The sequence below is a fragment of the Sedimenticola hydrogenitrophicus genome, from assembly GCF_029017505.1.
Lineage (GTDB): Bacteria > Pseudomonadota > Gammaproteobacteria > Chromatiales > Chromatiaceae > Sedimenticola > Sedimenticola hydrogenitrophicus_A.
Genome location: NZ_JAQGEI010000004.1, coordinates 109,433 through 130,993 on the forward strand (window position 1 = coordinate 109,433; position 21,561 = coordinate 130,993).

The window sequence follows — 21,561 nt, forward strand, 5'->3', positions numbered from 1 at the left end:
GAGGCACTTTTTTAAAGTGTTTTTGTATAATTAGTATAAGCGTCCAAATAAACATGGAAGTTTGTGCGTTTGCATATTGCGGTAAAACTGCCCACGTTGAACTAAATCACACTTATTCATGGAGTTAGGGTTTTATTCGGGCAGGGCGCTATACTCTCGGGGTGAGTGGCGGAAATCCTTGAACCTTCTCCGGAAGCGGCACCTTTTTATGCAGGAATCGGAAAAAAAACAGAAGAAAAAGTGGGTGCAACTCACCGTCAGTTCGTTGGAAGCGGATGTGGCCTATTTTGATGCCCGGTTGGCACTGTTGAACGAGAAAAAGACCAGTTACTACCAGTTGGCCCAGCTCAGGGCCTATACCGAACTTGAGCGCGTCCTGTCGGAGGTTTTGGCACGCCTGCGGGCGCGGCCAAAACCATCCCCCTCTGCCGTGCCGGCGTCCGCCATCGAAGTGAGTACGGAAGCGGATTCACTCCCCCTGAATGGCGTGTTGGCGGACAATACCATCCCCTGTTTGCTCAATGATGAAATAGAATGACCCCTGTTCGGGTCCTTATTCCGGAGCGTGGGATGAAAGTGGCGCCCCCGACACGATTCGAACGTGTGACCTCACCCTTAGGAGGGGTGCGCTCTATCCAGCTGAGCTACGGGGGCGGTGCGGAAGTCGTCCTGACGTGAATGCGGTAGACGACGAGCGAAGCGCATTTTAGCACTGTCCACGGGTTGCTTGGCAACCTTGGCGGGTTGCCGTCGCCAAAACGGTACCTGTTGAAGTGCCGATTATCGTAAACTACGAATATTAACTATTGCTGGCCGAGGCACGCTTTACTATGTTGGATACCGCACATCTGTTAACACCCACCACCTTTCCGGCCATCAACCGGGGGCGTCTGGAGACGCTGCAGATTAATCTGGGTTATCAGTGCAATCAGACCTGCAAGCACTGTCATGTCAATGCGGGACCGACCCGAACGGAGATGATGGAGAGAGAGACCATCGACGAGGTGTTGCGGTTTATCGACCGGCAGCGGATACGCAGTATCGACTTGACCGGCGGCGCCCCGGAACTGAACCGGCATTTCCGCTATCTGGTGGCGGCGGCCAGAGAACGGGGTGTCAAAGTCATCGATCGCTGCAATCTCTCCATTCTGCAGGAGCCGGGGCAGGCAGGCCTGGGCCGGTTCCTGGCTGAACAACGGGTAGAGGTAGTGGCCTCGCTGCCCTGTTATCTGCAGAAAAATGTGGACCAGCAGCGCGGCGCTGGCGCCTATGACGCCAGTATCCGTGGACTCAAGCAGTTGAACGCCCTGGGATATGCCAAGACGGGAAGCGGGCTGGTGCTCAATCTTGTCTACAATCCCCTGGGTCCCGCTCTTCCTCCTTCCCAGGACGGACTGGAGGCGGATTACAAGCAGCGTCTCCTGGAGGATCACGGCATCCTGTTCAATCGGCTCTTCACCATTACCAATATGCCGATCAGTCGCTTTGGCAGCATGCTGCTGTCGAAGGGGGAGTTTCACGACTATCTGGCGCTGCTGAAGAGTGCCTACAGCAACGATAACCTGGAGACGGTGATGTGTCGCAATCTGCTAAGCGTCGATTGGCAGGGCTATCTCTATGATTGCGATTTCAATCAGATGCTGCGGATGCCCATATCCCGCGAGGGGAGGGACAGGATCCATCTCCATGAGGTGACCGAGCAACAGCTGGAAGGCTGGGCGATCCGGATTGCCGAACACTGCTACGGCTGTACCGCCGGAAGGGGGAGCAGCTGCGGTGGGGCGCTGAGCCAATGACGCTGAATGAGTGACGTTGAATGAGTGCCTTTGGGAAGCTTTCCGTGGTCATTCCCTGCCTGAACGAGGCGGAGTCCATTGTTCAGCTGCTGGAGACGCTGCAGGCTGCCCGGACCGACGGTATCGAGCTGGTGCTGGTGGACGCGGGTAGCGTCGACGACACCGTGACATTGTCGGCCCCGCTGGTCGATAAACTGATTTACTCGGCTGCGGGACGTGCCAAACAGATGAATGCGGGTGCCCGGGCCGCCAGCGGCGGGATCCTCTGGTTTCTCCATGCCGACAGCGTCATCCATGCCGATTTTCCCGACCTGATCCAGGCCGCACTGGTGGCGTCGGGCCGACCCTGGGGGCGGTTCGATGTCCGCCTTTCAGGACGGCGCCCGGCACTTCGAATCATTGAGTTCCTGATGAACTGGCGCTCCCGGCTGACCGGCATCGTCACCGGTGACCAGGGTATCTTCATGCATCGGGCACTGTTCGAGCGGTTGGGGGGATTTCCAGATATCCCGCTGATGGAGGATATCGCAATCAGCCGGCGGTTGAAGGCGTATACCCGTCCGGTGGTGGTGGCGCAGCGTCTGCAGACCTCCAGTCGGCGCTGGGAGCAGGCCGGGATCATCCCCACCGTGCTATTGATGTGGCGTCTGCGCTGGGCCTACTATTTCGGCGCAGATCCGGCCCGGCTGGCACAGCGCTACCGCTGATGCTATTTCACTGATGCTATTTCCTGGTGGCCGTATCCTGCTCTTTGCCAAGGCGCCGCTGCCTGGGCAGGTAAAGACACGCCTGATTCCCGCGGTGGGTGAGCAGCGTGCCGCGCAGCTCTATCGGGAACTCCTGGAGCGGATGATAGGGGAGGCAGCCGCGGGCATAGCGCCGGTTGAGATCTGGTGCGCGCCGGACACACGACATGGCGTTTTTCGGGAAGCCGCGAGCAATCCCTCGATCAGCCTCCATACCCAGCCGGGGGGCGACCTGGGTGAACGGATGGCGTTCGCAACCCGACAGGCGCTGACCCGATCAGAGGCGGTACTGCTGATCGGTGGTGATTGTCCGGTGCTGAATGGGGCGCATCTGAAACAGGCGTTCGCTTGGCTCTATGCCGGCTCTGATGCGGTGCTGGGGCCGGCGGAGGATGGCGGTTATGTGCTGCTGGGCCTGAGGCGGGTGGCGCGGGAGCTGTTTGCCGGGATCCCCTGGAGCACCCCGGCGGTGTTGGATGTCACGCGCCGCCGTCTTGGCGAATTGAACTGGTCATGGCGCGAGTTTGAGCCGCTTTGGGATCTGGATCGGGAAGCCGATCTTGACAGATATCTGCGCTTGAACGGGGGTTCCCAATAATCTCCGAGGTGGGTGTCGAACTCAATTTGGTGAATGCACCGGCGCCTATCTCCGGCGCTGCGGTTTGATTTGCCCTCCATAGGGCGGGCCGTTCCCGCCGATGGCGCCCTATGGCGGAGGAAGTACCACGGATGGATACGGATACACACGGATTCGGGATAGGGAGCTGTCCAACGGACGGTTGGCCGCGCCAGGGGGGCATGCATGTGCCCAACTGGAGGGTGGGTTCATCTGTGTCCATCCGTGTGCATCCGTGGTTCGGATAGCAAGGTAGGATGCGGTGAGGTAATGAAACTTTACCGATTCGAGCGCGGTTGACGGGTGCCGTCAGGCCTTGGTCAGTGTGTGGCCGGACTGCGTCTGGTGGTGCTGCCCCTTGGCGCCATAGGTGTTTCTGCTTTCGGTGCGTCCGCAGAGTATGTCCAGCGCCTGCTGGTTGTGACGCTGGCTGAGGGCCAGTATGCCGCCGTTGATCTCATTCTGTTCACGCAGTTGGCCGGCGATCTCTCCCAATTGGCGCCATAGATCGGTACAGGCGGTATCGGGGTTGGCCTGAAACAGCGCCTCGATTCCCTCGCTGCCTGGGGCAACCCTGAGCGAGGCGAGCAGCTGTTCCCGCTGCCTGCCGCTGAGCTGCATCTGTTCTACCGCCTGCTGTTTCTCGCTGCTGATCTCCAGAACCCGATCGGGATCGCGGGACTTGAGCGCGCTGTGCTCGCGCTGAAGAATGGCCGCTAGCGAGCGGGCGCACTCCAACTCGACGGAGAGGATCCGGCTGAGTCGGTTCTGCTGTTCGGCAGAGAGGTTCACGCGGCACATCCCCGTGCCACACCCTGACGGGTGGCCTTCGGGCGTAAAAATTGACTGTCCTGGCAATTCTTCATTGATTACTCCTTTTGTTCCAGTTGCGAAAATTGGCGCTCCTGCGCCAGCAGATTCTCCGCGGCATCCTCCGGTTCGAATACAAAGGTGCCGGTTGCCAGGGATCGTTGTACATCCGAGACGCGTTGTGCATCTGCGATCGGCAGGCTGGCGATCTGTGCCTCCAGTTCCCGCAGTCGGGTGGCCGATACCGTCAGGCTTACGGTATCTCCTCCGGTGCCGGCTGATTTTCCGGCGGACTTTCCGGCGGACTTTCCGGGAGAGGCGCTGCCTGCCGTCTGCGTTTTTTCACTCTTATTGCTCTGGTTACTCTCACCGGTATTGATAGGGTGCCCGGATAGACCTTTGATTTTCATGATGTTAACCACCGTGTAAAAAATTCCTATCAGGATAGCGGCCAAACGGATACGGGCTTTAGTCGGATTCGGTCTGTTTGACGATAAAAACCCGGGTCAGTTCACACTGCCGGCCGGTCAAGTCCGACAGACTCCTAGGTAGTTGCCTTCACCACGCCCGAGGCGATGACGGTAGCCTCGATGCGTCTGTTGGAGCTGTTGTTCTCCACCTTGATACGCTCTCCGACGGCGCCATTCGATAGCGCCTTGCCATTCATCCGGACCTGCAAGGTGCCTATCTGGGCCAAGATCACCACCTGATTGCCTTTTTTAACCGCGTGCTGGATCACCATCTGGCCTGGGGTCAGGATGGCATCGGCATGAAGCCGGCGTTTCAGTTTTTTGCCTATCGCCTGCCGGGGATTTTCAACATAACCCCGATGCAGTCTGGCGACGTCCCGTTGTTCGGTTTTGATGTCCGCTGCTGTGAGGATGGTGCCCCTGGGCAGCTCGCGGTCGGCAACCACGATCTCTTTCATGATCGAGAGGGTCACCGGGACATAGAGTGTCCAGCCATCGCTATCGTTACAGCGCACGCCGATGGTTATCCGGGATGAGTTTTTACGGCCATAGGGTGCGAAGGTGTCCAGCTCCTGAGCGCATGCCGACAGCCGTAGCCTGTTGTCGAGGCGTCCCGCCGAGACGCTGACCTGCTGATTCTCATCGTCCAGATCGTTCAGGACATGCTGTTCCGCCGCCGTTCGAATACTCTCGTGGGGTTGGGTCGGCTCGCCGCCGGCCGAGATTGCCGTGAGCGGCCAGACGAGAAGCAGGATCGGCCAGAAATGCCGTCCTCCGCTTATGGTTGTCAATCTGCTCATCACTTCACCTGTTGAGTTGTCCGGTTCTATTGGTTGCCGCCTGAGAAATATGCAAAACCCGTGCCTGAAACCAGCAGGATTTACCGCCCCCTACGTCGGCGATAGGGCTGGCCGAGCCCGCCGATGGCGCCCACTGCATCATTCGCTGGCCGCCGGATCGATGCGGTTCGCAAGCTCACCGGCATCCTGCGAGCCTCATGCGGAGGATTAAAGCAATAGTGTGGTGGGTCGCTAACATCTGACAGAGGACATAGAACTGAGGGGTGGAGATGGCCGGTATCCTTGACGGTGTTGATCAGCGAACCAAACTTGCAGGTAGAAATAGACTCGAACTGTTGCTGTTTCAGCTGGCCGGCAGACAGCGCTTCGGTATCAACGTCTTTAAGGTGCAGGAAGTGATTCAGTGTCCGCCATTGACCCAGTTGCCCGGCTCCCATCCGGTGGTGCGGGGGATTGCCAACATGCGCGGAAAAACCATCACGGTCATGGATCTCTCCCAGGCCATCGGCGGGCCTCCGCTGGCCAATATCGAAGGGCGTTTCGTCATCATTACCGAGTATAACCGTCGGGTGCAGGGGTTCCTGGTGGGTTCGGTTGACCGGATTGTCAACATGAACTGGGGCGATATTCTGCCCCCACCCAAGGGCGCGGCCAAGGGCAGCTACATGACGGCGGTCACCCGTGTCGATGATGAGCTGGTGGAAATTATCGATGTGGAGAAGGTGCTTAGCGAGATTGTCGCGATATCGGAGGATGTGTCCGACGGTATTATAGATGAAGCGGAAATCGATGAGTCCCAGCATGTTTTGATCGCCGATGACTCCTCGGTGGCGCGCAATCAGGTCAAGCGTGTACTGGACAGACTGGGTGTGATGACCACAATCTGCAATGATGGCAAACAGGCGCTCGACCAGTTGAAGGCCTGGACCAATGAGGGAAGGAATGTCTCAAGCTTTTTGTCGCTGGTGATCTCGGATGTGGAGATGCCGATGATGGATGGTTATACCCTGACGACCGAGATACGCAAGGATCCGGCGCTCGCCAATCTGCATGTTATCCTCCATACTTCCCTGAGCGGTGTGTTCAATCAGAGCATGATTGAAAAGGTCGGGGCCAACGCCTTCCTGGCCAAATTTGCGCCGGATGAGCTGGCCAGGGTAGTACAGGCGCGCCTCAAACAACACAAGCTGGAAGTCCAAGCGCTGGCCTCCCGACAGGGATAGAAACAGACTTGATCAGTATGGATCACCATCTAACCCAGATTATTCTCGCAAAGACGCAAGGCACGCAAAGGTCAGCAAATCACGACCCCCTGAATTGATGGCAACCCATTGCCCAGCCCGGAGCCTGCCGGGATAGATGTGCGTTATGTCCTTGTTTTCTTTGCCTTCTTGGCGTCGGTACGAGAGATTTATGAAATGATAGGGCGAACAGTGCCTAGCGAGCCGGAATATGCTGTCACACGGTGATTACGAGGCGTTTCAGATGTTTCTCGAGGACGCCTGCGGGATTGTGTTGGGCGCTGGAAAGGAGTACCTGGTCTCAAGCCGTCTCGGCGGGTTGATGCGTGAGTACGGGATCGCCACGGTGGGTGAGCTGCTGAACCAGCTCGGCAGCGGCAGGAATCCACGGCTCAGGACCAGTATCATTGATGCGATGACCACCAACGAGACCTTCTGGTTTCGCGATATGTCCCACTTTCGCCTGCTGCAGGAAATGATCTGCCCGGAGATAAAGGCCCGCTCGAGTCGCTCTATCCGGCTCTGGTCCGCCGCCTGTTCCTATGGTCAGGAGCCTTACAACCTGAGCATGGTGGTGCAGGACTATCAGCGGGCCAATCCCGGCGCGCTTCCGGGCGGGGTCGAGGTGATTGCCACCGATATCTCTTCGACTGTCCTGACCGAGGCCAGGAAGGGGATCTATTGCGGCATGTCCTCCTCCCGTGGCCTGAGTCTGGACCAGCAGAACCGCTATTTCAAAGTCAATGGCGACTGTCTGGAGGTCAGGCCGGAGATCCGTCAGCGGGTCAGCTTCCGCGAACTCAACCTGACCAAGGGTTACGAGATTCTGGGGCGATTCGACGTCATCTTCTGCCGCAATGTCCTGATCTACTTCTCCAGCGAACAGAAACGCGACATCATCAATCGCATGGCCCGGTCACTCAATCCGGGCGGCTACCTGTTTCTGGGTTCCACCGAGTCGCTTTCGGCCCATACCGACCGCTTCGAGATGGTCAGCAAGCTGGGCGGGATTGCCTACCGTTTGAAATAATCGGCGCGACAGGTTTATCACTGTCACAGGGCGCCCCGTGGGCGCCATCTATTGGTTCGAATGTAGGATGCTGGTGAGCTTGCGAGCCGCATCATTCCATCCTCGGCTCCGTTATCGGTACAACCCTGTACCACTCCTCCTGGACCACTCCTCGCGGAAAGGCTTGATGCGGTTCGTGTTACTCACCGCATCCTACCGCACTAATCTCTTAATCTATCCATTTCCGGTCAAGGCTTGCCGCTGTGGCGGCCTCGCCTTGCCGCTTCCGCGTGGTTTTGCTGCCGGACATGCTGTAAATCCATTAAAAACAGATAGATATAATTTTGGCACATTGTCTGCTACTGACCTTTCAGGTAAAACCAGGAAGCAGACCGATGAGTTTCGACAAGATACTTGGAATCCATGCCCAGTCCCTGCAGCTGCATGCGCGGCGTGCCGAGGTGCTGGCCGGTAATATCGCCAATGCGGATACCCCGGGATACAAGGCCCGGGATTTCGATTTCCGCGAGATGTTGCGCCAGGAGATGCCGCAGGCGGTGACCCTGCGGACCACCCAAACGAACCACATAGCCCCGGACAACGGCGTCGTCTCCCCCAGCGAGATGGCCTATCGCATACCCAGTCAGGCGAGTCTGGACGGCAACACCGTGGACAGCCAGCTTGAGCATGCCGCCTACGCGGAGAACGCCATCCAGTATCAGACCAGCCTGCGCTTCCTCAGCGGCACCATCCAAACCCTCAAGAAAGCAATTACGGGACAATAATCATGTCAATGTTCAAGATATTCGACACCGCCGCCTCCGGCATGAGCGCCCAATCCCTGCGCTTGAATACCGTGGCCAGCAACATGGCCAATGTGGACAGCGTCAGCAGCAGTCTCGAGGAGACCTACCGTGCCCGTCAGCCGGTATTCAGCGCGCTACTGAACCAGTTGAATCCGGATGAGCCGGCCGTGGGCGTGCAGGTCAAGGGGATCGTGGAGAGTCAGGCACCCCTCAATAAGGAGTATGCCCCGAACCATCCCAAGGCCAATGAAGAGGGCTTTATCTTCCGCCCCAATGTCAACGTCATGGAGGAGATGGCCAATATGATCTCCGCCTCCCGCTCGTATCAAAGCAATGTGGAAGTGGTCAATACAGCCAAGCAGTTGATGGTTGCCACGTTGCGTTTAGGTGAATAAATCGCCAGGAGCGATTTTTTGCGTAGCCCCGAAGGGGTAAGGCGCAGGGACGCGCCGAACAATAAAGGAGCAACCGAATGAGTACTGTCAATGCCGCCGGCACCGAGCAGCTATACCAGGCGCTGGGCCTCTCGCGGGAGCTTGAGACAAAAAAGGATAACTCCCTTCAGCTGGAGGATTTTCTCGAACTGATGGTGACCGAGCTGACCCACCAGGATCCGTTCAAGCCGATGGAAAACAGCGAGCTGGCCAGCCAGATCTCCCAGTTTGCCACGGTCTCCGGCATCGATGAACTGAACAGCTCTTTCTCGGGATTTGCCGATAGCATGATCTCCGACCAGGCGCTGAAGGCGACCAATATCGTCGGGCGCAATGTGCTGGTGCCGGTCAACACCGGCAACCTGGAGGCGGGTGGTTCGATCAACGGTGTGGTGGGGGTCAGTGAACCGGCCAGCGATGTCACGGTGCGGATCTCCGATGCCTCCGGTGCCCTGATCAGGGAGATTCAACTGGGAACCCAGTCCAAGGGCGAGGTGAATTTCTCCTGGGATGGCCTGGATGAGAGCGGCGAAGCCGTTGCGCCCGGGCAGTACAAGGTAGAGGCGTCGGCCAAGGTGGATGGCGAGACGGTCGCACCCTACACCTTGCTGGAAGCCAGGGTGAACAGTGTCAGCATCGGTGGCGCCGGCCAGGGGCTGACGGTCAATCTGGCCGGTTTGGGTCCCGTATCATTCGATTCCGTTGCAGAAATCCGCTGATAATTTTAATGAGGAGATAGAGTATGCCATTTCGCATTGCATTGAGCGGACTTGATGCCGCTTCCACCGACCTGCAGGTCACCGGTCATAACATCGCCAACGCCGCCACCAACGGCTTCAAGCAGTCGCGCGCCGAGTTCGCCGACATCTACGCCAATTCGATTCAGGATGTCAGTACCACCTCGGCCGGCCGGGGCGTGCGGGTCAGCCGGGTGGCGCAGCAGTTCAGCCAGGGCAATATCAACTTCACCGCCAGCAATCTGGACCTGGCACTGAATGGCGAGGGGTTCTTCACCCTGGCTGACTCGGCCGGAAACGTCTCCTATTCCCGGGCCGGTGCCTATACGGTCGATCGGGACGGTTATGTGGTCAACCACAATAGTGATCGGCTGCAGGTGTTTGCGCCGATCGGTAGCAGCACCACCAATTTCAACACCGGCTCCACCACCGATCTTCAGCTGCCCACCCTCTCCGGCGCGCCTTCCGCCACCACGTCGGCCAATGTGGCGGTAAATCTGGATGTGAGCGGTACCGCGACCGCGGCCACGACGCTGTTTGATCCCACGATACCCACCTCCTATGACAGTTCCACCTCCACCACGGTATACGATTCACTGGGCTCGCCCCACACCATGACCATGTACTATCGGGAGTCCGATACGGTCGCCAATCAGTGGCATGTCTATACCGCGGTCGATGGCAGTATCGTGACCCCAACCACCAACAGTACCGCCGCACCTTCCTCGGCGACCTACCCCAGCGCTACCTTGAATTTCAATACCTCGGGCGCCTTGACCACCGGATCCGGCAGCGTATCCGCCACCGGCACCGTGGCCTATAACGCCTTCCCGGTGGCGGGTGCGGCGGATTTGAATCTGACCTTCGATTACAACAATTCCACCCAGTTCGGCTCGGCCTTTGCGGTCAACAACCTGACCCAGGACGGCTTTGCAACGGGTCGCCTGAGCGGGGTCGATATCGATAATTCGGGTGTGGTGTTTGCCCGTTTTACCAATGGCCAATCCAGTGCGCTGGGCAAGGTGGCCCTGGCCAAGTTCAACAACCCGCAGGGCCTGCGTCAGCTGGGCGACACCAGTTGGGCTGAGACCTTCACCTCGGGTGATGTGCAGATGGGCGAGGCGGGAACCACCAGCTTCGGCCTGGTCCAGTCGGGTGGACTGGAGAACTCCAATGTGGATATCGCCGAGCAGTTGGTCAACCTGATCACGGCACAGCGTAACTTCCAGGCCAACGCCCAGGTGATCACCACCGCCGACACGGTGACCCAGACGATTATCAATATCCGCTGAGGTTGAGAGCGAGAGCGGGTAGGAGCGCCTCTGGCGCGAAGCTTTTCGCGGCGGAGCCACTCCTACAACAGGGTAACCGGCGCCCATGATGCGCCCCATATAAATCAGGTATATAGCGGGCCGTGCCCGCCGACTATCCGAGCAGAGACACAGGAGAAGACAATGGATCGCATGGTATTTGTTGCGATGAGTGGAGCCAAGGAGACCCTGCTGGCCCAGGCCACCGAGCATTAAGGGGTCAGAGCCCTTTTAGCGCACGATACAAGGCATTCCCATGCATTAAAAACAAAAAGGGCTCTGACCCCTAAATGACCCTTAATGCACGAGCAGAGATACAGGAGAAGACAATGGATCGCATGGTATTTGTTGCGATGAGTGGCGCCAAGGAGACCCTGCTGGCCCAGGCCACCAACAGTAACAACCTGGCCAACGCCAGCACACCGGGTTTTCTGGCCGATCTGCAACAGTTCCGCAGCATGCCTGTGTTCGGTGACGGCTATCCCACCCGGGTCTACGGCATGAGCGAAAGCCCCGGCGTGGATTTCAAGCACGGCGCCATCGTGCATACCGGCCGGGATCTCGATGTGGCCATCAACGGCGACGGCTGGTTCGCGGTGCAGGCGCGCGACGGCAGCGAGGCGTACACCCGTCGCGGTGATCTGAAGGTGGATGCCAACGGCCTGTTGAGCACCGGCAACGGTTTGCCGGTGCTCGGCAATGGCGGGCCGATTGCCATACCGCCGGCGGAGAAGATCGAGATCGCCGCGGACGGCACCATCTCCATTCGCCCGCTGGGCCAGGGGGCCGGTGAGCTGGCGGAGATCGACCGGATCAAGATGGTGGCGCCGTCACTGGAGGGCATGCGCAAGGGGCAGGATGGCCTGCTGCGCCAGCAGGATGGCCAGCCGCTGGAGGCCGATGCCGAGGTGCAGCTGGCGACCGGCGCACTGGAGAGCAGCAACGTCAACATCGTCGACTCCATGGTGGACATGATCGATTTCTCGCGCCGCTTCGAGATGCAGGTGAAGATGATGAAGACCGCGGAGCAGACAGATGAGTCATCCGCCAGCATCATGCGCATGGGCTGATGTGATTGGCACGCAGATTGCTCTCACGTTTAGCAGGCAAACAAACAGCAACATATAGAGGATGACAGCTTATGTATCCCGCACTCTGGATTGCAAAAACAGGATTGGATGCGCAGCAGACCCGCATGTCGGTTATTTCCAATAACCTCTCCAACGTCAGTACCACCGGTTTCAAGCGTGACCGCGCCTCGTTCGAGGATCTGATCTACCAGAACGTGCGCCAGGTCGGTGCCCAGTCCTCGCAGGATACCCAGCTGCCGTCGGGTCTGGCCATTGGCACCGGTGTCACCACCGTGGCCACCCAGAAGCTGCATACCCAGGGCAATATCATGCAGACCGGCAACTCGCTGGACATGGCGATCCAGGGCCGGGGCTTCTTCCAGATACTGCATCCCGACGGCTCCATCGCCTACACCCGCGACGGCTCGTTCGGCATGAGCGCGGATGGCCAGATCGTGGACAACAATGGTTATGCCCTGGAACCGGCCATCACCGTGCCGGCCAACACCCTGAGCATCACCGTCGGCTCGGACGGCGTGGTTTCGGCCCTGATCTCCGGCAGCAGCTCGCCGAACCAGATCGGTACCATCGAGCTGGCGGATTTTGTCAATCCCACCGGCCTGGCAGCGGCGGGACAGAACCTGTTCCGGGAGACCGCGGCCAGCGGTTCCCCCACCACCGCGTCCCCCGGGGTTGATGGGGTCGGCACCGTAGTGCAGGGCTCACTGGAGAGTTCCAATGTGAACGTGGTGGAGGAGATGGTCAACATGATCGAGACCCAGCGCGCCTACGAGATGAATTCCAAGGCGATCTCCACGACCGACGATATGTTGGCCTATGTGAGCAATCAGCTCTAACAATAGGTGGACGGGATGACGAAACGGCTTTTCTCTCTCATGTTGTTGGCACTGGCGCTGGCCGGTCTGGCCGGCTGCAAAAGCGCCCCGGTGCGTGACCCGGCCTACGCGCCGATGCGTCCCGTGGTGGCACCGCCCGCACCGGTGGGTAACGGTTCCATCTATCAGGCCGGGTACGAACAGTCCTGGTTTGAGGATATGCGCGCCCGTCGCGTCGGCGACATGCTCACCATCAAGCTGGCGGAGAAGACCGATGCGAAAAAGAGCGCCACGACCGAGGTCAGCAAATCCAACAGCAACAGCGTGACCAATCCGACCCTGCTCGGTTCCGCGCCCCAGTTCAATGCCCCGGGATTGATACCGCTGCTCAGCAACCGGGACAACAATCTCGGCTTCTCCCTGGAGTCGGAGCATGACTTCTCCGGCGAGGGCGACAGTGAACAGAACAATGAGCTGACCGGCGATATCACCGTCACGGTGATCGAGGTGCTGCCCAACGGCTACCTGATGGTGCGGGGCGAGAAACGCATCGGCATCAACCAGGGCAACGAATATGTGAAGGTCTCGGGTATTGTGCGCCCGGCGGATATCGATGCCACCAACACCGTGCTCTCCACCCGCCTGGCCGATCCCACCATTGTTTATGTGGGTGATGGTGCGGTGGCCGACTCCAACGTGATGGGTTGGCTGGGGAGATTCTTCATCAGCGCCCTGTTTCCCTTTTAGGTGAATTGTATGAATCAGTCTTTTGAGATCGGGTCCTTGAAGTTCGCCACGGTTGGCCGGTCCCTGTTTGCGGCCGCTATCGGCCTGCTGGCGCTGATGCTCGTGTTTTCCGGCGCGGTCCAGGCCGAGCGCATCAAGGATCTCGCCGCCATCGCCGGGGTGCGCACCAACCAGCTGCTCGGTTATGGCCTGGTGGTGGGCCTGAACGGAACCGGAGACAAGAGCAGCTCCTCGCCGTTCACCGAACAGAGCCTGAAGAGCATGCTGAACCAGCTCGGTATCGTGGTGCCCCCCGGTACCCGGATCAACCCGAAAAATGTGGCGGCGGTATCGATCAATGCCGATCTGCCCGCGTTCGCCAAGCCGGGGCAGAAGATCGACATCACCGTCTCTTCCATCGGCGATGCCAAGAGTCTGCGTGGCGGCACCCTGCTGATGTCTCCCCTGAAGGGCGCCGATGGCCGGGTCTATGCCATTGCCCAGGGCAATCTGGTGGTGGGTGGCCTGAGCGCATCGGGTGCCGACGGCTCCAGTATCACCATCAATATCCCCAGCGTCGGGCGGATTCCCAACGGGGCCACGGTGGAGCGCACCGTCACCTCGGGTTTCAATCAGGGGACCTTCCTCACCCTCAATCTGCATGAGGGGGACTTTACCACCGCCAACCGGGTGGTCGAATCGATCAACCAGGCGATAGGTCCTGGCGCCGCACGGGCGCTGGATTCGACGTCCGTCCGTGTCAACACCCCCATCGACCCCAACCAACGGGTCAGTTTTGTCTCGCTGATCGAAAATCTGCCGGTGGAACCCGGCGAGGTGGCGGCGCGGGTGATTGTCAACTCCCGCACCGGTACGGTGGTGATCAGTAACCAGGTTCAGGTCTCGCCCGCCGCCGTCTCCCACGGCAGCCTGACGGTGACCATCAGCGAGAGCAATGAAGTCTCCCAGCCGGAAGCGCTCTCCGGCGGGACCACCACGGTGGTGCCGCGCTCGGACGTGAGCGTGGCGGAAGGCGGCAGCCGGATGTTCCTGTTCAACCCCGGCGTCACCCTCAACGAGGTGGTCCGGGCGGTGAATCAGGTAGGGGCGGCACCTTCCGATCTGGTGGCCATCTTGGAAGCGCTGAAACAGGCCGGCGCCCTCAAGGCCGAACTGGTGATCATCTGATGGATCTGGCTAGCCCGGATTTCTCACCACCGTGCGTCGCGAGGGCGTCGAGGCGCCGTTGTGACGGGGTGCACGGACCGGAGGGCGGCGGCCGGCGTAGCCAACACTACGTCAAGCCGGCTGGAGGGAGTACACCCCGTCATAACGAGCGAATCGGCGTCCGCAGTAGCAGGGTGGTGAGAAATGCGGGCTGATGCCTCGATCTACACCAGCATGGAGGGCCTGACGGCACTCAAGGCCCGGGCATCCGGGGATGCCAAGGGCTCGCTGGATGAGGTGGCGCGCCAGTTCGAATCGCTGTTTGTGCAGCAGATGCTCAAGAGCATGCGCCAGGCCGGCCTGGGTGAAGGGCTGATGGACAGTGATCAGAGCCTGTTCTACCGCGACATGTATGATCAGCAACTCTCCGTCCATCTCGCCGAGAGTGGCGGCATGGGACTGGCCGAGGTGATCAAGCGGCAACTGGGCGGTACTGCCGGGGCGGGCGGGGACGAGGGCTCCGGCAGCGACACTGATAGCGATATCGGCCTGCCGGTCAAGTCGATCGAGGATTATCGGCGCCTGGCGATGGCGGTGAAGCTGTATAGCGCCATGGAAGCGGGCAGCGGTGCAGCGGATAGGGCGGGCCTCGCCCGCCTCGACGGCATCGACCTGGCCGGTGGCGCCGACGGAACACCCCGTACCGATGCAGGGGATAGGGCAGGCCGTGCCCGCCTTGACACCACGAAACAACCCGATCCGCGCCACTGGAGTCCCGAAGAGTTCGTCGAAAACCTCTGGCCTTGGGCCAGCGAGGCGGCGGGGCTGATTGGGCTCAAGCCCCAGGCACTGCTGGCCCAGGCCGCTCTGGAAACCGGTTGGGGGAAAAAACTGATCCGCACCGCGGACGGGGCGCCGGCCAACAATCTGTTCGGCATCAAGGCGGACCGGGGCTGGGACGGCGACCGGGTAAGTGTCGGTAGCCTGGAGTATGAGCAGGGCACGGCGGTGAAACGGCGGGCCTATTTTCGTGCCTACGAGTCGTTGCGGGACAGCTTCCATGACTATGTGGATTTCCTGCAATCGAACCCGCGCTATAGCGACGCGCTGGGCGCCACTGAAGACAGTGCGACCTATTTCACGGAATTGCAGCGGGCCGGTTATGCGACCGACCCTGAATATGCGAATAAAATCAACGCGGTACTGAATGGGTCGGAAATGACCCGGGCGCTGGAAAGGCTCAAGCCAGAGGCATCACGGCCGCTATGAACGTAGGAGCGGCGTCAACTCGTAGGTTGGGGTGAGCCTGCGAACCCCAACGGTGTTGCAGGGGTGTGCGCCATGATGTTGGGGTTCGTACCTCACCCCAACCTACCGCTGGCACGAAGGTTTTCGCGGCAAAGCCGCTCCTACACAAGTGGTTGTTTGCCACGCGGATGTGGATATGTAGGAGCGGCTCCGCCGCGAAGGGCACGAATCATAAAAGCGGCGTCAGCCGCAACCAGGACAGACAGATGGCAGGCATACTCAACATAGGTACATCGGCACTGCTCTCGTTTCAGCGTTCGCTGTCAACGACTGGGCACAATATTGCCAATTCGGAGACCGAGGGGTATAGCCGGCAACGGGTCAATCTGGCGACGCAGATCCCGCAATCCACCGGCGTGGGCTATCTCGGCTCCGGCGTCAAGGTGATCGAAATCGAGCGCTTGTACGACGATTTCCTCGCCACCCAGATGCGCACGGCCCAGACTTCGGCCTCCGAAATGGAGAACTATCACACCCACGCCAGCCGTATCGACAACATCCTGGCCGACCCCAATATCGGCCTGGATCCCGCCATTCAGGATTTCTTCAATGCCATGCAGGTGGTGGCGGATGACCCCTCATCCATTTCCACCCGGCAGGTGCTGCTGTCCGAGGCGGGGGCGATGGTCAATCGCTACCAGGATCTCAGTCGCCAGTTCAGCGATGCCAACAATAACGTGAACAAGGAGATGAGCGATCTGGCGAACGAGATCAGCGGACTGGCGCAATCGATCGCCCGGATCAACCAGGGGATCGTGGAGGCCGTCGGGGCCTCCGGCGGCGGTTCCCCCAATGATCTGCTGGATCAGCGGGAGGTGCTGCTCAATGACCTCTCCAAGCTGGTGGGCATCTCGGTCGTGCCGCAGGATAACGGGGCGTGGAATGTCTTTATCGGCAAGGGGCAGGCGCTGGTGATGGGCAGCACCAATGCCACGCTGACATCGGTCAACAGCAGCAGTGATCCCAGCCAACGCGATATCGCCTTTACCAATGTCTCGGGTACCCAGGTGATCACCTCCCAGCTGAGTGGTGGCGAGATCAGCGGGCTGATCAATTATCGGGACCAGATATTGCAGCCGGCCATGAATCAACTGGGTCTGGTGGCAATCGGTATGACCGACCAGATCAACAGCCAGCACCAGCAGGGTCTGGATCTGGATGGCAGCTTTGGCGGGCAGCTTTTTGCGTCCCACAGCGTGGGCATTCTGGATAACGCCAATAATACCGGCTCGGCGGTGGTGACGGCGGCCTTTGTCGATACCGGCAACCTGACGGCCAGTGACTATGAGCTGAAGGCGACCACGGTGGCCGACCAGTTCACCCTGACCCGGCTTTTGGATGGCCAGGTCACCACCCTCAATACCGGCGGCACCTACCCGTATACGACGGCGGAAGTGGACGGCATCGCCGTGACCATCTCGGCCGCCGCGGTGGCCGGTGACAGCTACCTGATCCAGCCGACCCGGGATGCCGCCAGAAACATGGACCTGCTGATCAGCGATCCGCGCAAGATTGCCGCGGCCGGCCCCATCCGGGCGGTCCATTCGACCAACTCGGCCGGCGGCCCCAACCAGGGCAGCGGGGATATCTCCCAGCCCGATTTCAGCAGCACCGCCAATCTTCCCCTGGCCGCTCCGGCCACCATCACCCTGGAGTGGGGTGCCACGGCACACCTGGGCGGACCCGGGTTCACCGTCACCGGCGGCCCGGGCGGGACCATCGCCTATGATCCCGCGACCCAGAGCAACGGCGCCAGCTTCACCTTCGCGGCCTACGGCGGTATGAGCTTCACCCTGAGCGGCACCCCCGCCGCCGGCGACCGGTTTGTGATCGAGAACAACAGTGGCGCGGTGGGCGATAACCGCAACGCCCTCAAGTTGGCGGACCTGCAGTCAGCCGATACCCTGCTGGGGCAGACCGGGGGCGGGCAGGAGAGTGCCACCTTCCAGGAGACCTACGCCCAGCTGGTGTCCGATGTCGGTACCAAGACCCACCAGGCCGAGGTGAATTTCAACGCCACCGATGGCCTGCGCGAGCGGCACCGGAACTCACTGCTCTCGCTCAGCGGCGTCAACCTGGATGAAGAGGCGGCCAACCTGGTCAAGTTCCAGCAGGCCTATCAGGCGGCGGCCCAGGTGATCTCCGTGGCCAACACCCTGTTCGATACCCTGATTGGTGCGATCAGGAGGTAAGGGTATTAGTGGTAGGGTGGATAAGCATCAGCGCATCCACCATGAATCGGCTGGCGGTGGATGCGCAAGCTTATCCACCCTACGAAATCAGGGCCGTAGGTTGGGGTGAGGGACGAACCCCAACATCAAGGCATTGAATGGGTGTTTGTTGGGGTTCGCAGGCTCACCCCAACCTATAGCACTGCTTGATGCGCGCTTAATGCGCGGAGGCAATTATGATACGCATATCGACCCAGATGATCACCGAGCGCTCCCTCAGTGCCATGCTCAGGCAACAGAGTGACCTGAGCAACACCCAGCTGCAACTCTCCAGCGGCCGGCGGGTGCTGACGCCAGCGGACGATCCCGCTAGCGCGGTCCGGGTACTCGGGCTCAACGGGGCGGTGGAGACCGTCTCCCAGTATCAGAATAATATCGACCGGCTCACCTCGCGCCTGGAGACGGAGGAGGGGGCGCTGGACGGGATAACCAACCTGCTGCAACGGGTCAGGGAGCTGACGGTGCAGGGCAACAACGATGTGCTGTCAGCCACCGACAAGGGCGCCATTGCGCTCGAGGTCAGGCAGCTGCGCGATCAACTGTTCTCCATGGCCAATGCCAAGGACAGCAATGGCGAGTACATCTTTTCCGGCTACCAGACCGGCACCCCGCCTTTTAACGCGGGCGATTACATCTACTATGGTGACAACGGCCAGCGGGAGCTGCAGATAGCCCCGGGCCGTACCATCGCCGACGGCGACAACGGCTTTGATGTATTCATGAATGTGGCCTCTACGGCCCCCCCGGCCACCCCCCGGCGAAGTGTGTTCGAGACGCTTGACAACCTGGCCCTCGCGTTGGAGGCCAATACTTCGGTCGGCGACTACATCACGGATGTGGACCTGGCCCTGCAGCGGGTGATTGAGACGAAAGCCTCGGTGGGCGGCCGTCTGAACGCCATTGAGGAGCAGAAAACGGTAAATGAGGATCTTAAGCTGAACCTGGAGACCCAGCGTTCGGATGAGCAGGACCTGGATTATACCTCGGCGATCGCCCGCTTCGAGGCCCAGATGACGGCCCTGCAGGCGGCACAGCAGGCCTTTGTGAAGGTGAAGGGGCTTTCCCTGTTTAATTACCTGTAGTAGCCGAAGTGTAGGATGCCGGTGAGCTTGCGAACCGCATCATTCGGGGTAAGGTTTTGATGCGGATCGCTTCCCCCCCACCGCATCCTGCCAGACCCCGTTCTACGTAATTGATTTTTCAATAAAAAGAAGATGGATGTTTTTTGTAATGACATTCTCAAGATTTTTTGTTTTTTCCCTTAAAGAATCCACCGGGATGGCCGTTACAGACATCGGAGGCGGTAAATATCAGATCAACCATCAGATATATCCGCCAATTATCAACCTGACCCCGAGGGCACCCGTGAGGTAGCTAAAGGGGAATAAGGAGCTAGACAATGGCACAGATCATCAATACCAATATTGCGTCTCTCACCGCCCAGCGCAATCTGAACAAATCCCAGTCCTCCTTGGCGACCGCCATGGAGCGGCTTTCATCCGGTCTGCGTATCAACAGCGCCAAGGATGACGCCGCGGGCCTGGCCATCTCCGAGCGGATGACGACCCAGGTTCGTGGCATGAACCAGGCCATTCGTAACTCGAATGATGGTATCTCACTCTCCCAGACGGCAGAAGGCGCCATGGGTGAGATTACCGAGAACATGCAGCGTATCCGTGAGCTGGCGGTCCAGTCGCGCAATGCCACCAACAACGCCGCCGATCGTCAGGCGCTGGATGCCGAGGTTCAGCAGCGTCTGGCGGAGATCGACCGTATCGCCACTCAGACCCAGTTCAACGGAACCAGCCTGCTGGACGGCTCCTTTACCTCCAAGGCCTTCCAGGTCGGAGCCAATGTGGGCCAGACCATCAGTATCAGTGCCATTGCCAATGCCCAGGCACTGTCCGGTCTGGGGCTGGAAGGTGCGTCGGCAACGGCCGCCGGCACAGCCGGGGCCACTATTGTTGCGGGTAGCATCGATATCAACGGCACGACGATTACCACCAGTACGGCGGGTGCGGCTGACCTGGCCACCGCGATCAACGCGTCTGGTGTTGATGTCACCGCCGCGGCCTCCAATGCAACGACTGGTTCCCTCGGCGCATTCACCACCGTGGCGGGTGGTACCTATGCACTGAGTGTTGATGGCGTTGCTATCCTGGATGGAACTGCCGGAAAAGGTGATGTCGGTACAACTGCTGCCAATGTGGACACGGCTATCACTGCAGCATCAGCAGCACTGACAGCTAAGGGGATTACCACAACCGGTACCGCAGCGGGTGGTGATCTGGCCTTCGTCAAGGCGGATGGCACTGCGTTCGATCTCGCCGAAACCTGGGGTGCCGGTGCAACGGCTGGTGGTTTTGCCAACGCCGGTACACTGGTCGCGGGCGGTTCCGATACCACTACAACCACAAAAGCCACCATCACCCTGACCAGTGGTGCCGATATCACGGTTGCCAATGATACCACGGCAAGTGGTCTGGCATCCGCCACGGCCGCTGCAAGCGGTACGCTGATGAATATCCTGACCACCGCCGGTGCCGATAACGCGATTACCAAGATCGACGCCGCCATGTCAACCATCAGTGGGGCGCGGGCGAATATGGGTGCTGTGCAGAGCCGGTTCGAGTCGGCGATCTCCAGTCTGAGTGTTACCGTGGAGAACCTCTCGGCTGCCCGGTCACGCATCACCGATGCCGACTTTGCGGCAGAGACGGCACAAATGACCCGTTCGCAGATCTTGCAGCAGGCGGGTGTGGCCATGGTCTCCCAGGCGAATGCACTGCCGCAGAGCGTGTTGTCACTTCTCCAGTAAGCTGGGCGAGGGGTGGGGTACCTGGCAGTTCGCCCCACTCCCCGTTGAATAGGTGATCGCCATGGTTAATGAAATCTCGCAAAGTATATTGAGCGGTGTCTCCGCTCAATCAAAAGGATCTGCGGGTAGTACCGGAAGGGTGCGGGAGAGTTCTGATATCCAACGGGTCGCTCAGGATGTACCAGGATCCCCTGAAAGCGTGGCTGAGCAGATGCAAAGATCAGTCGCTACGGATGGGCAAACACTCGACCAGGCGGTCGAGCGGCTGAACCAGTTTGCCCAGACCGTACAGCGTAAACTGGAATTTTCGGTGGATGAGCAGAGTGGAAAGGCTGTTATCAAGGTTATAGACAAAGAGTCTGGAGAGATGGTACGGAGTATTCCGTCTGAAGAGATTCTGGAGATGCAGCAGAGACTCCGGGAGACCAGCGAGGCTATTTTCAAAACCGGCAATGAGGGCATCTCGCTGTTGTTCCAGGCTAAGGCATAACCCGTTGGCTCCAGCGCCAGAGAGGTCATCAGCTTGCTGGTATTGACCCGGCTGTTTGGTGCGTAGGTTGGGGTGGCTGGTACGCACCCCAACCTGCATCCGGCTCACAGGTTCATTGTTAAGTAAGCAGGCCGCTAAGG

At 59.6% G+C, this 21,561-nt stretch carries 22 protein-coding genes and 1 tRNA gene; 19 read left to right on the forward strand and 4 right to left on the reverse strand.

The window, feature by feature from the left end:
- The first annotated feature begins 208 nt into the window (after positions 1 to 208).
- Positions 209 to 538 (forward strand): hypothetical protein, encoded by a 330-nt coding sequence (locus O9K64_RS03810; RefSeq protein WP_275096757.1) that lies wholly within the window; start codon positions 209 to 211, stop codon positions 536 to 538.
- A 39-nt stretch (positions 539 to 577) separates the two neighbouring features.
- On the opposite strand, the gene O9K64_RS03815 is transcribed toward O9K64_RS03810, so the two are convergent.
- A tRNA-Arg gene (locus tag O9K64_RS03815) sits at positions 578 to 654 on the reverse strand.
- A gap of 176 nt (positions 655 to 830) precedes the next feature.
- On the opposite strand from O9K64_RS03815, the gene arsS reads away from it, so the two are divergent.
- Genes arsS through O9K64_RS03830 form a run of 3 tightly spaced genes read left to right on the forward strand, consistent with a single transcriptional unit; the run spans position 831 to position 3,140 of the window.
- Positions 831 to 1,796 carry an arsenosugar biosynthesis radical SAM (seleno)protein ArsS gene (gene arsS, locus O9K64_RS03820; protein WP_275096758.1) on the forward strand — a complete coding sequence of 322 codons (966 nt, stop codon included), beginning with the start codon at positions 831 to 833 and terminating at the stop codon, positions 1,794 to 1,796.
- A gap of 20 nt (positions 1,797 to 1,816) precedes the next feature.
- Positions 1,817 to 2,503 (forward strand): TIGR04283 family arsenosugar biosynthesis glycosyltransferase, encoded by a 687-nt coding sequence (locus O9K64_RS03825; protein ID WP_275096759.1) that lies wholly within the window; start codon positions 1,817 to 1,819, stop codon positions 2,501 to 2,503.
- Positions 2,504 to 2,516: 13 nt separating this feature from the next.
- Positions 2,517 to 3,140, forward strand: a complete 624-nt coding sequence (locus tag O9K64_RS03830; RefSeq protein WP_275096760.1) for a TIGR04282 family arsenosugar biosynthesis glycosyltransferase — start codon at positions 2,517 to 2,519, stop codon at positions 3,138 to 3,140.
- A 327-nt stretch (positions 3,141 to 3,467) separates the two neighbouring features.
- Here O9K64_RS03830 and O9K64_RS03835 read toward each other — a convergent pair whose 3' ends face one another.
- The 3 genes from O9K64_RS03835 to flgA all read right to left on the reverse strand — a co-directional run bounded on the left by O9K64_RS03835 (position 3,468) and on the right by flgA (position 5,238).
- Positions 3,468 to 3,950 (reverse strand): flagella synthesis protein FlgN, encoded by a 483-nt coding sequence (locus tag O9K64_RS03835; protein WP_275096761.1) that lies wholly within the window; start codon positions 3,948 to 3,950, stop codon positions 3,468 to 3,470.
- A 77-nt stretch (positions 3,951 to 4,027) separates the two neighbouring features.
- A complete protein-coding gene (gene flgM / locus O9K64_RS03840) occupies positions 4,028 to 4,390 on the reverse strand; it encodes a flagellar biosynthesis anti-sigma factor FlgM (RefSeq protein WP_275096762.1) in 363 nt (120 codons plus the stop codon).
- Positions 4,391 to 4,512: 122 nt separating this feature from the next.
- On the reverse strand, positions 4,513 to 5,238 hold the full coding sequence (flgA, locus tag O9K64_RS03845) for a flagellar basal body P-ring formation chaperone FlgA (RefSeq protein WP_275096763.1): 726 nt from the start codon (positions 5,236 to 5,238) through the stop codon (positions 4,513 to 4,515).
- A 269-nt stretch (positions 5,239 to 5,507) separates the two neighbouring features.
- Here flgA and O9K64_RS03850 point away from each other — a divergent pair, with 269 nt between their 5' ends.
- From O9K64_RS03850 to O9K64_RS03920, 15 genes are all read left to right on the forward strand, one after another.
- Entirely contained in the window at positions 5,508 to 6,461 is a 954-nt protein-coding gene (locus tag O9K64_RS03850) for a chemotaxis protein CheV (protein WP_275096764.1), read from the forward strand.
- A 229-nt stretch (positions 6,462 to 6,690) separates the two neighbouring features.
- Positions 6,691 to 7,509: a CheR family methyltransferase gene (locus O9K64_RS03855; RefSeq protein ID WP_275096765.1), complete on the forward strand. Its 819-nt coding sequence runs from the start codon at positions 6,691 to 6,693 to the stop codon at positions 7,507 to 7,509.
- A gap of 374 nt (positions 7,510 to 7,883) precedes the next feature.
- Entirely contained in the window at positions 7,884 to 8,273 is a 390-nt protein-coding gene (gene flgB / locus O9K64_RS03860) for a flagellar basal body rod protein FlgB (RefSeq protein ID WP_275096766.1), read from the forward strand.
- A gap of 2 nt (positions 8,274 to 8,275) precedes the next feature.
- Positions 8,276 to 8,689, forward strand: a complete 414-nt coding sequence (flgC, locus tag O9K64_RS03865) for a flagellar basal body rod protein FlgC (RefSeq protein WP_275096767.1) — start codon at positions 8,276 to 8,278, stop codon at positions 8,687 to 8,689.
- A gap of 77 nt (positions 8,690 to 8,766) precedes the next feature.
- Entirely contained in the window at positions 8,767 to 9,447 is a 681-nt protein-coding gene (locus tag O9K64_RS03870) for a flagellar hook assembly protein FlgD (protein ID WP_275096768.1), read from the forward strand.
- 23 nt (positions 9,448 to 9,470) lie between these two features.
- Positions 9,471 to 10,757, forward strand: coding sequence for a flagellar hook protein FlgE (gene flgE / locus O9K64_RS03875; RefSeq protein WP_275096769.1), 1,287 nt, complete (start codon positions 9,471 to 9,473; stop codon positions 10,755 to 10,757).
- Between the two features lie 347 nt (positions 10,758 to 11,104).
- A complete protein-coding gene (gene flgF / locus O9K64_RS03880) occupies positions 11,105 to 11,845 on the forward strand; it encodes a flagellar basal-body rod protein FlgF (RefSeq protein WP_275096770.1) in 741 nt (246 codons plus the stop codon).
- A gap of 71 nt (positions 11,846 to 11,916) precedes the next feature.
- A complete protein-coding gene (gene flgG, locus O9K64_RS03885) occupies positions 11,917 to 12,702 on the forward strand; it encodes a flagellar basal-body rod protein FlgG (RefSeq protein WP_275096772.1) in 786 nt (261 codons plus the stop codon).
- A 15-nt stretch (positions 12,703 to 12,717) separates the two neighbouring features.
- Positions 12,718 to 13,428, forward strand: a complete 711-nt coding sequence (gene flgH, locus O9K64_RS03890; protein ID WP_275096773.1) for a flagellar basal body L-ring protein FlgH — start codon at positions 12,718 to 12,720, stop codon at positions 13,426 to 13,428.
- Positions 13,429 to 13,524: 96 nt separating this feature from the next.
- Entirely contained in the window at positions 13,525 to 14,595 is a 1,071-nt protein-coding gene (locus tag O9K64_RS03895; protein WP_275096823.1) for a flagellar basal body P-ring protein FlgI, read from the forward strand.
- Between the two features lie 183 nt (positions 14,596 to 14,778).
- Positions 14,779 to 15,843, forward strand: a complete 1,065-nt coding sequence (flgJ, locus tag O9K64_RS03900) for a flagellar assembly peptidoglycan hydrolase FlgJ (protein ID WP_275096774.1) — start codon at positions 14,779 to 14,781, stop codon at positions 15,841 to 15,843.
- Between the two features lie 245 nt (positions 15,844 to 16,088).
- Positions 16,089 to 18,074 (forward strand): flagellar hook-associated protein FlgK, encoded by a 1,986-nt coding sequence (flgK, locus tag O9K64_RS03905; RefSeq protein WP_275096775.1) that lies wholly within the window; start codon positions 16,089 to 16,091, stop codon positions 18,072 to 18,074.
- Between the two features lie 215 nt (positions 18,075 to 18,289).
- A complete protein-coding gene (gene flgL / locus O9K64_RS03910) occupies positions 18,290 to 19,195 on the forward strand; it encodes a flagellar hook-associated protein FlgL (protein WP_275096776.1) in 906 nt (301 codons plus the stop codon).
- A 317-nt stretch (positions 19,196 to 19,512) separates the two neighbouring features.
- Entirely contained in the window at positions 19,513 to 20,931 is a 1,419-nt protein-coding gene (locus O9K64_RS03915; RefSeq protein WP_275096777.1) for a flagellin, read from the forward strand.
- A gap of 61 nt (positions 20,932 to 20,992) precedes the next feature.
- On the forward strand, positions 20,993 to 21,421 hold the full coding sequence (locus tag O9K64_RS03920) for a flagellar protein FlaG (RefSeq protein WP_275096778.1): 429 nt from the start codon (positions 20,993 to 20,995) through the stop codon (positions 21,419 to 21,421).
- Positions 21,422 to 21,561: the final 140 nt, after the last annotated feature.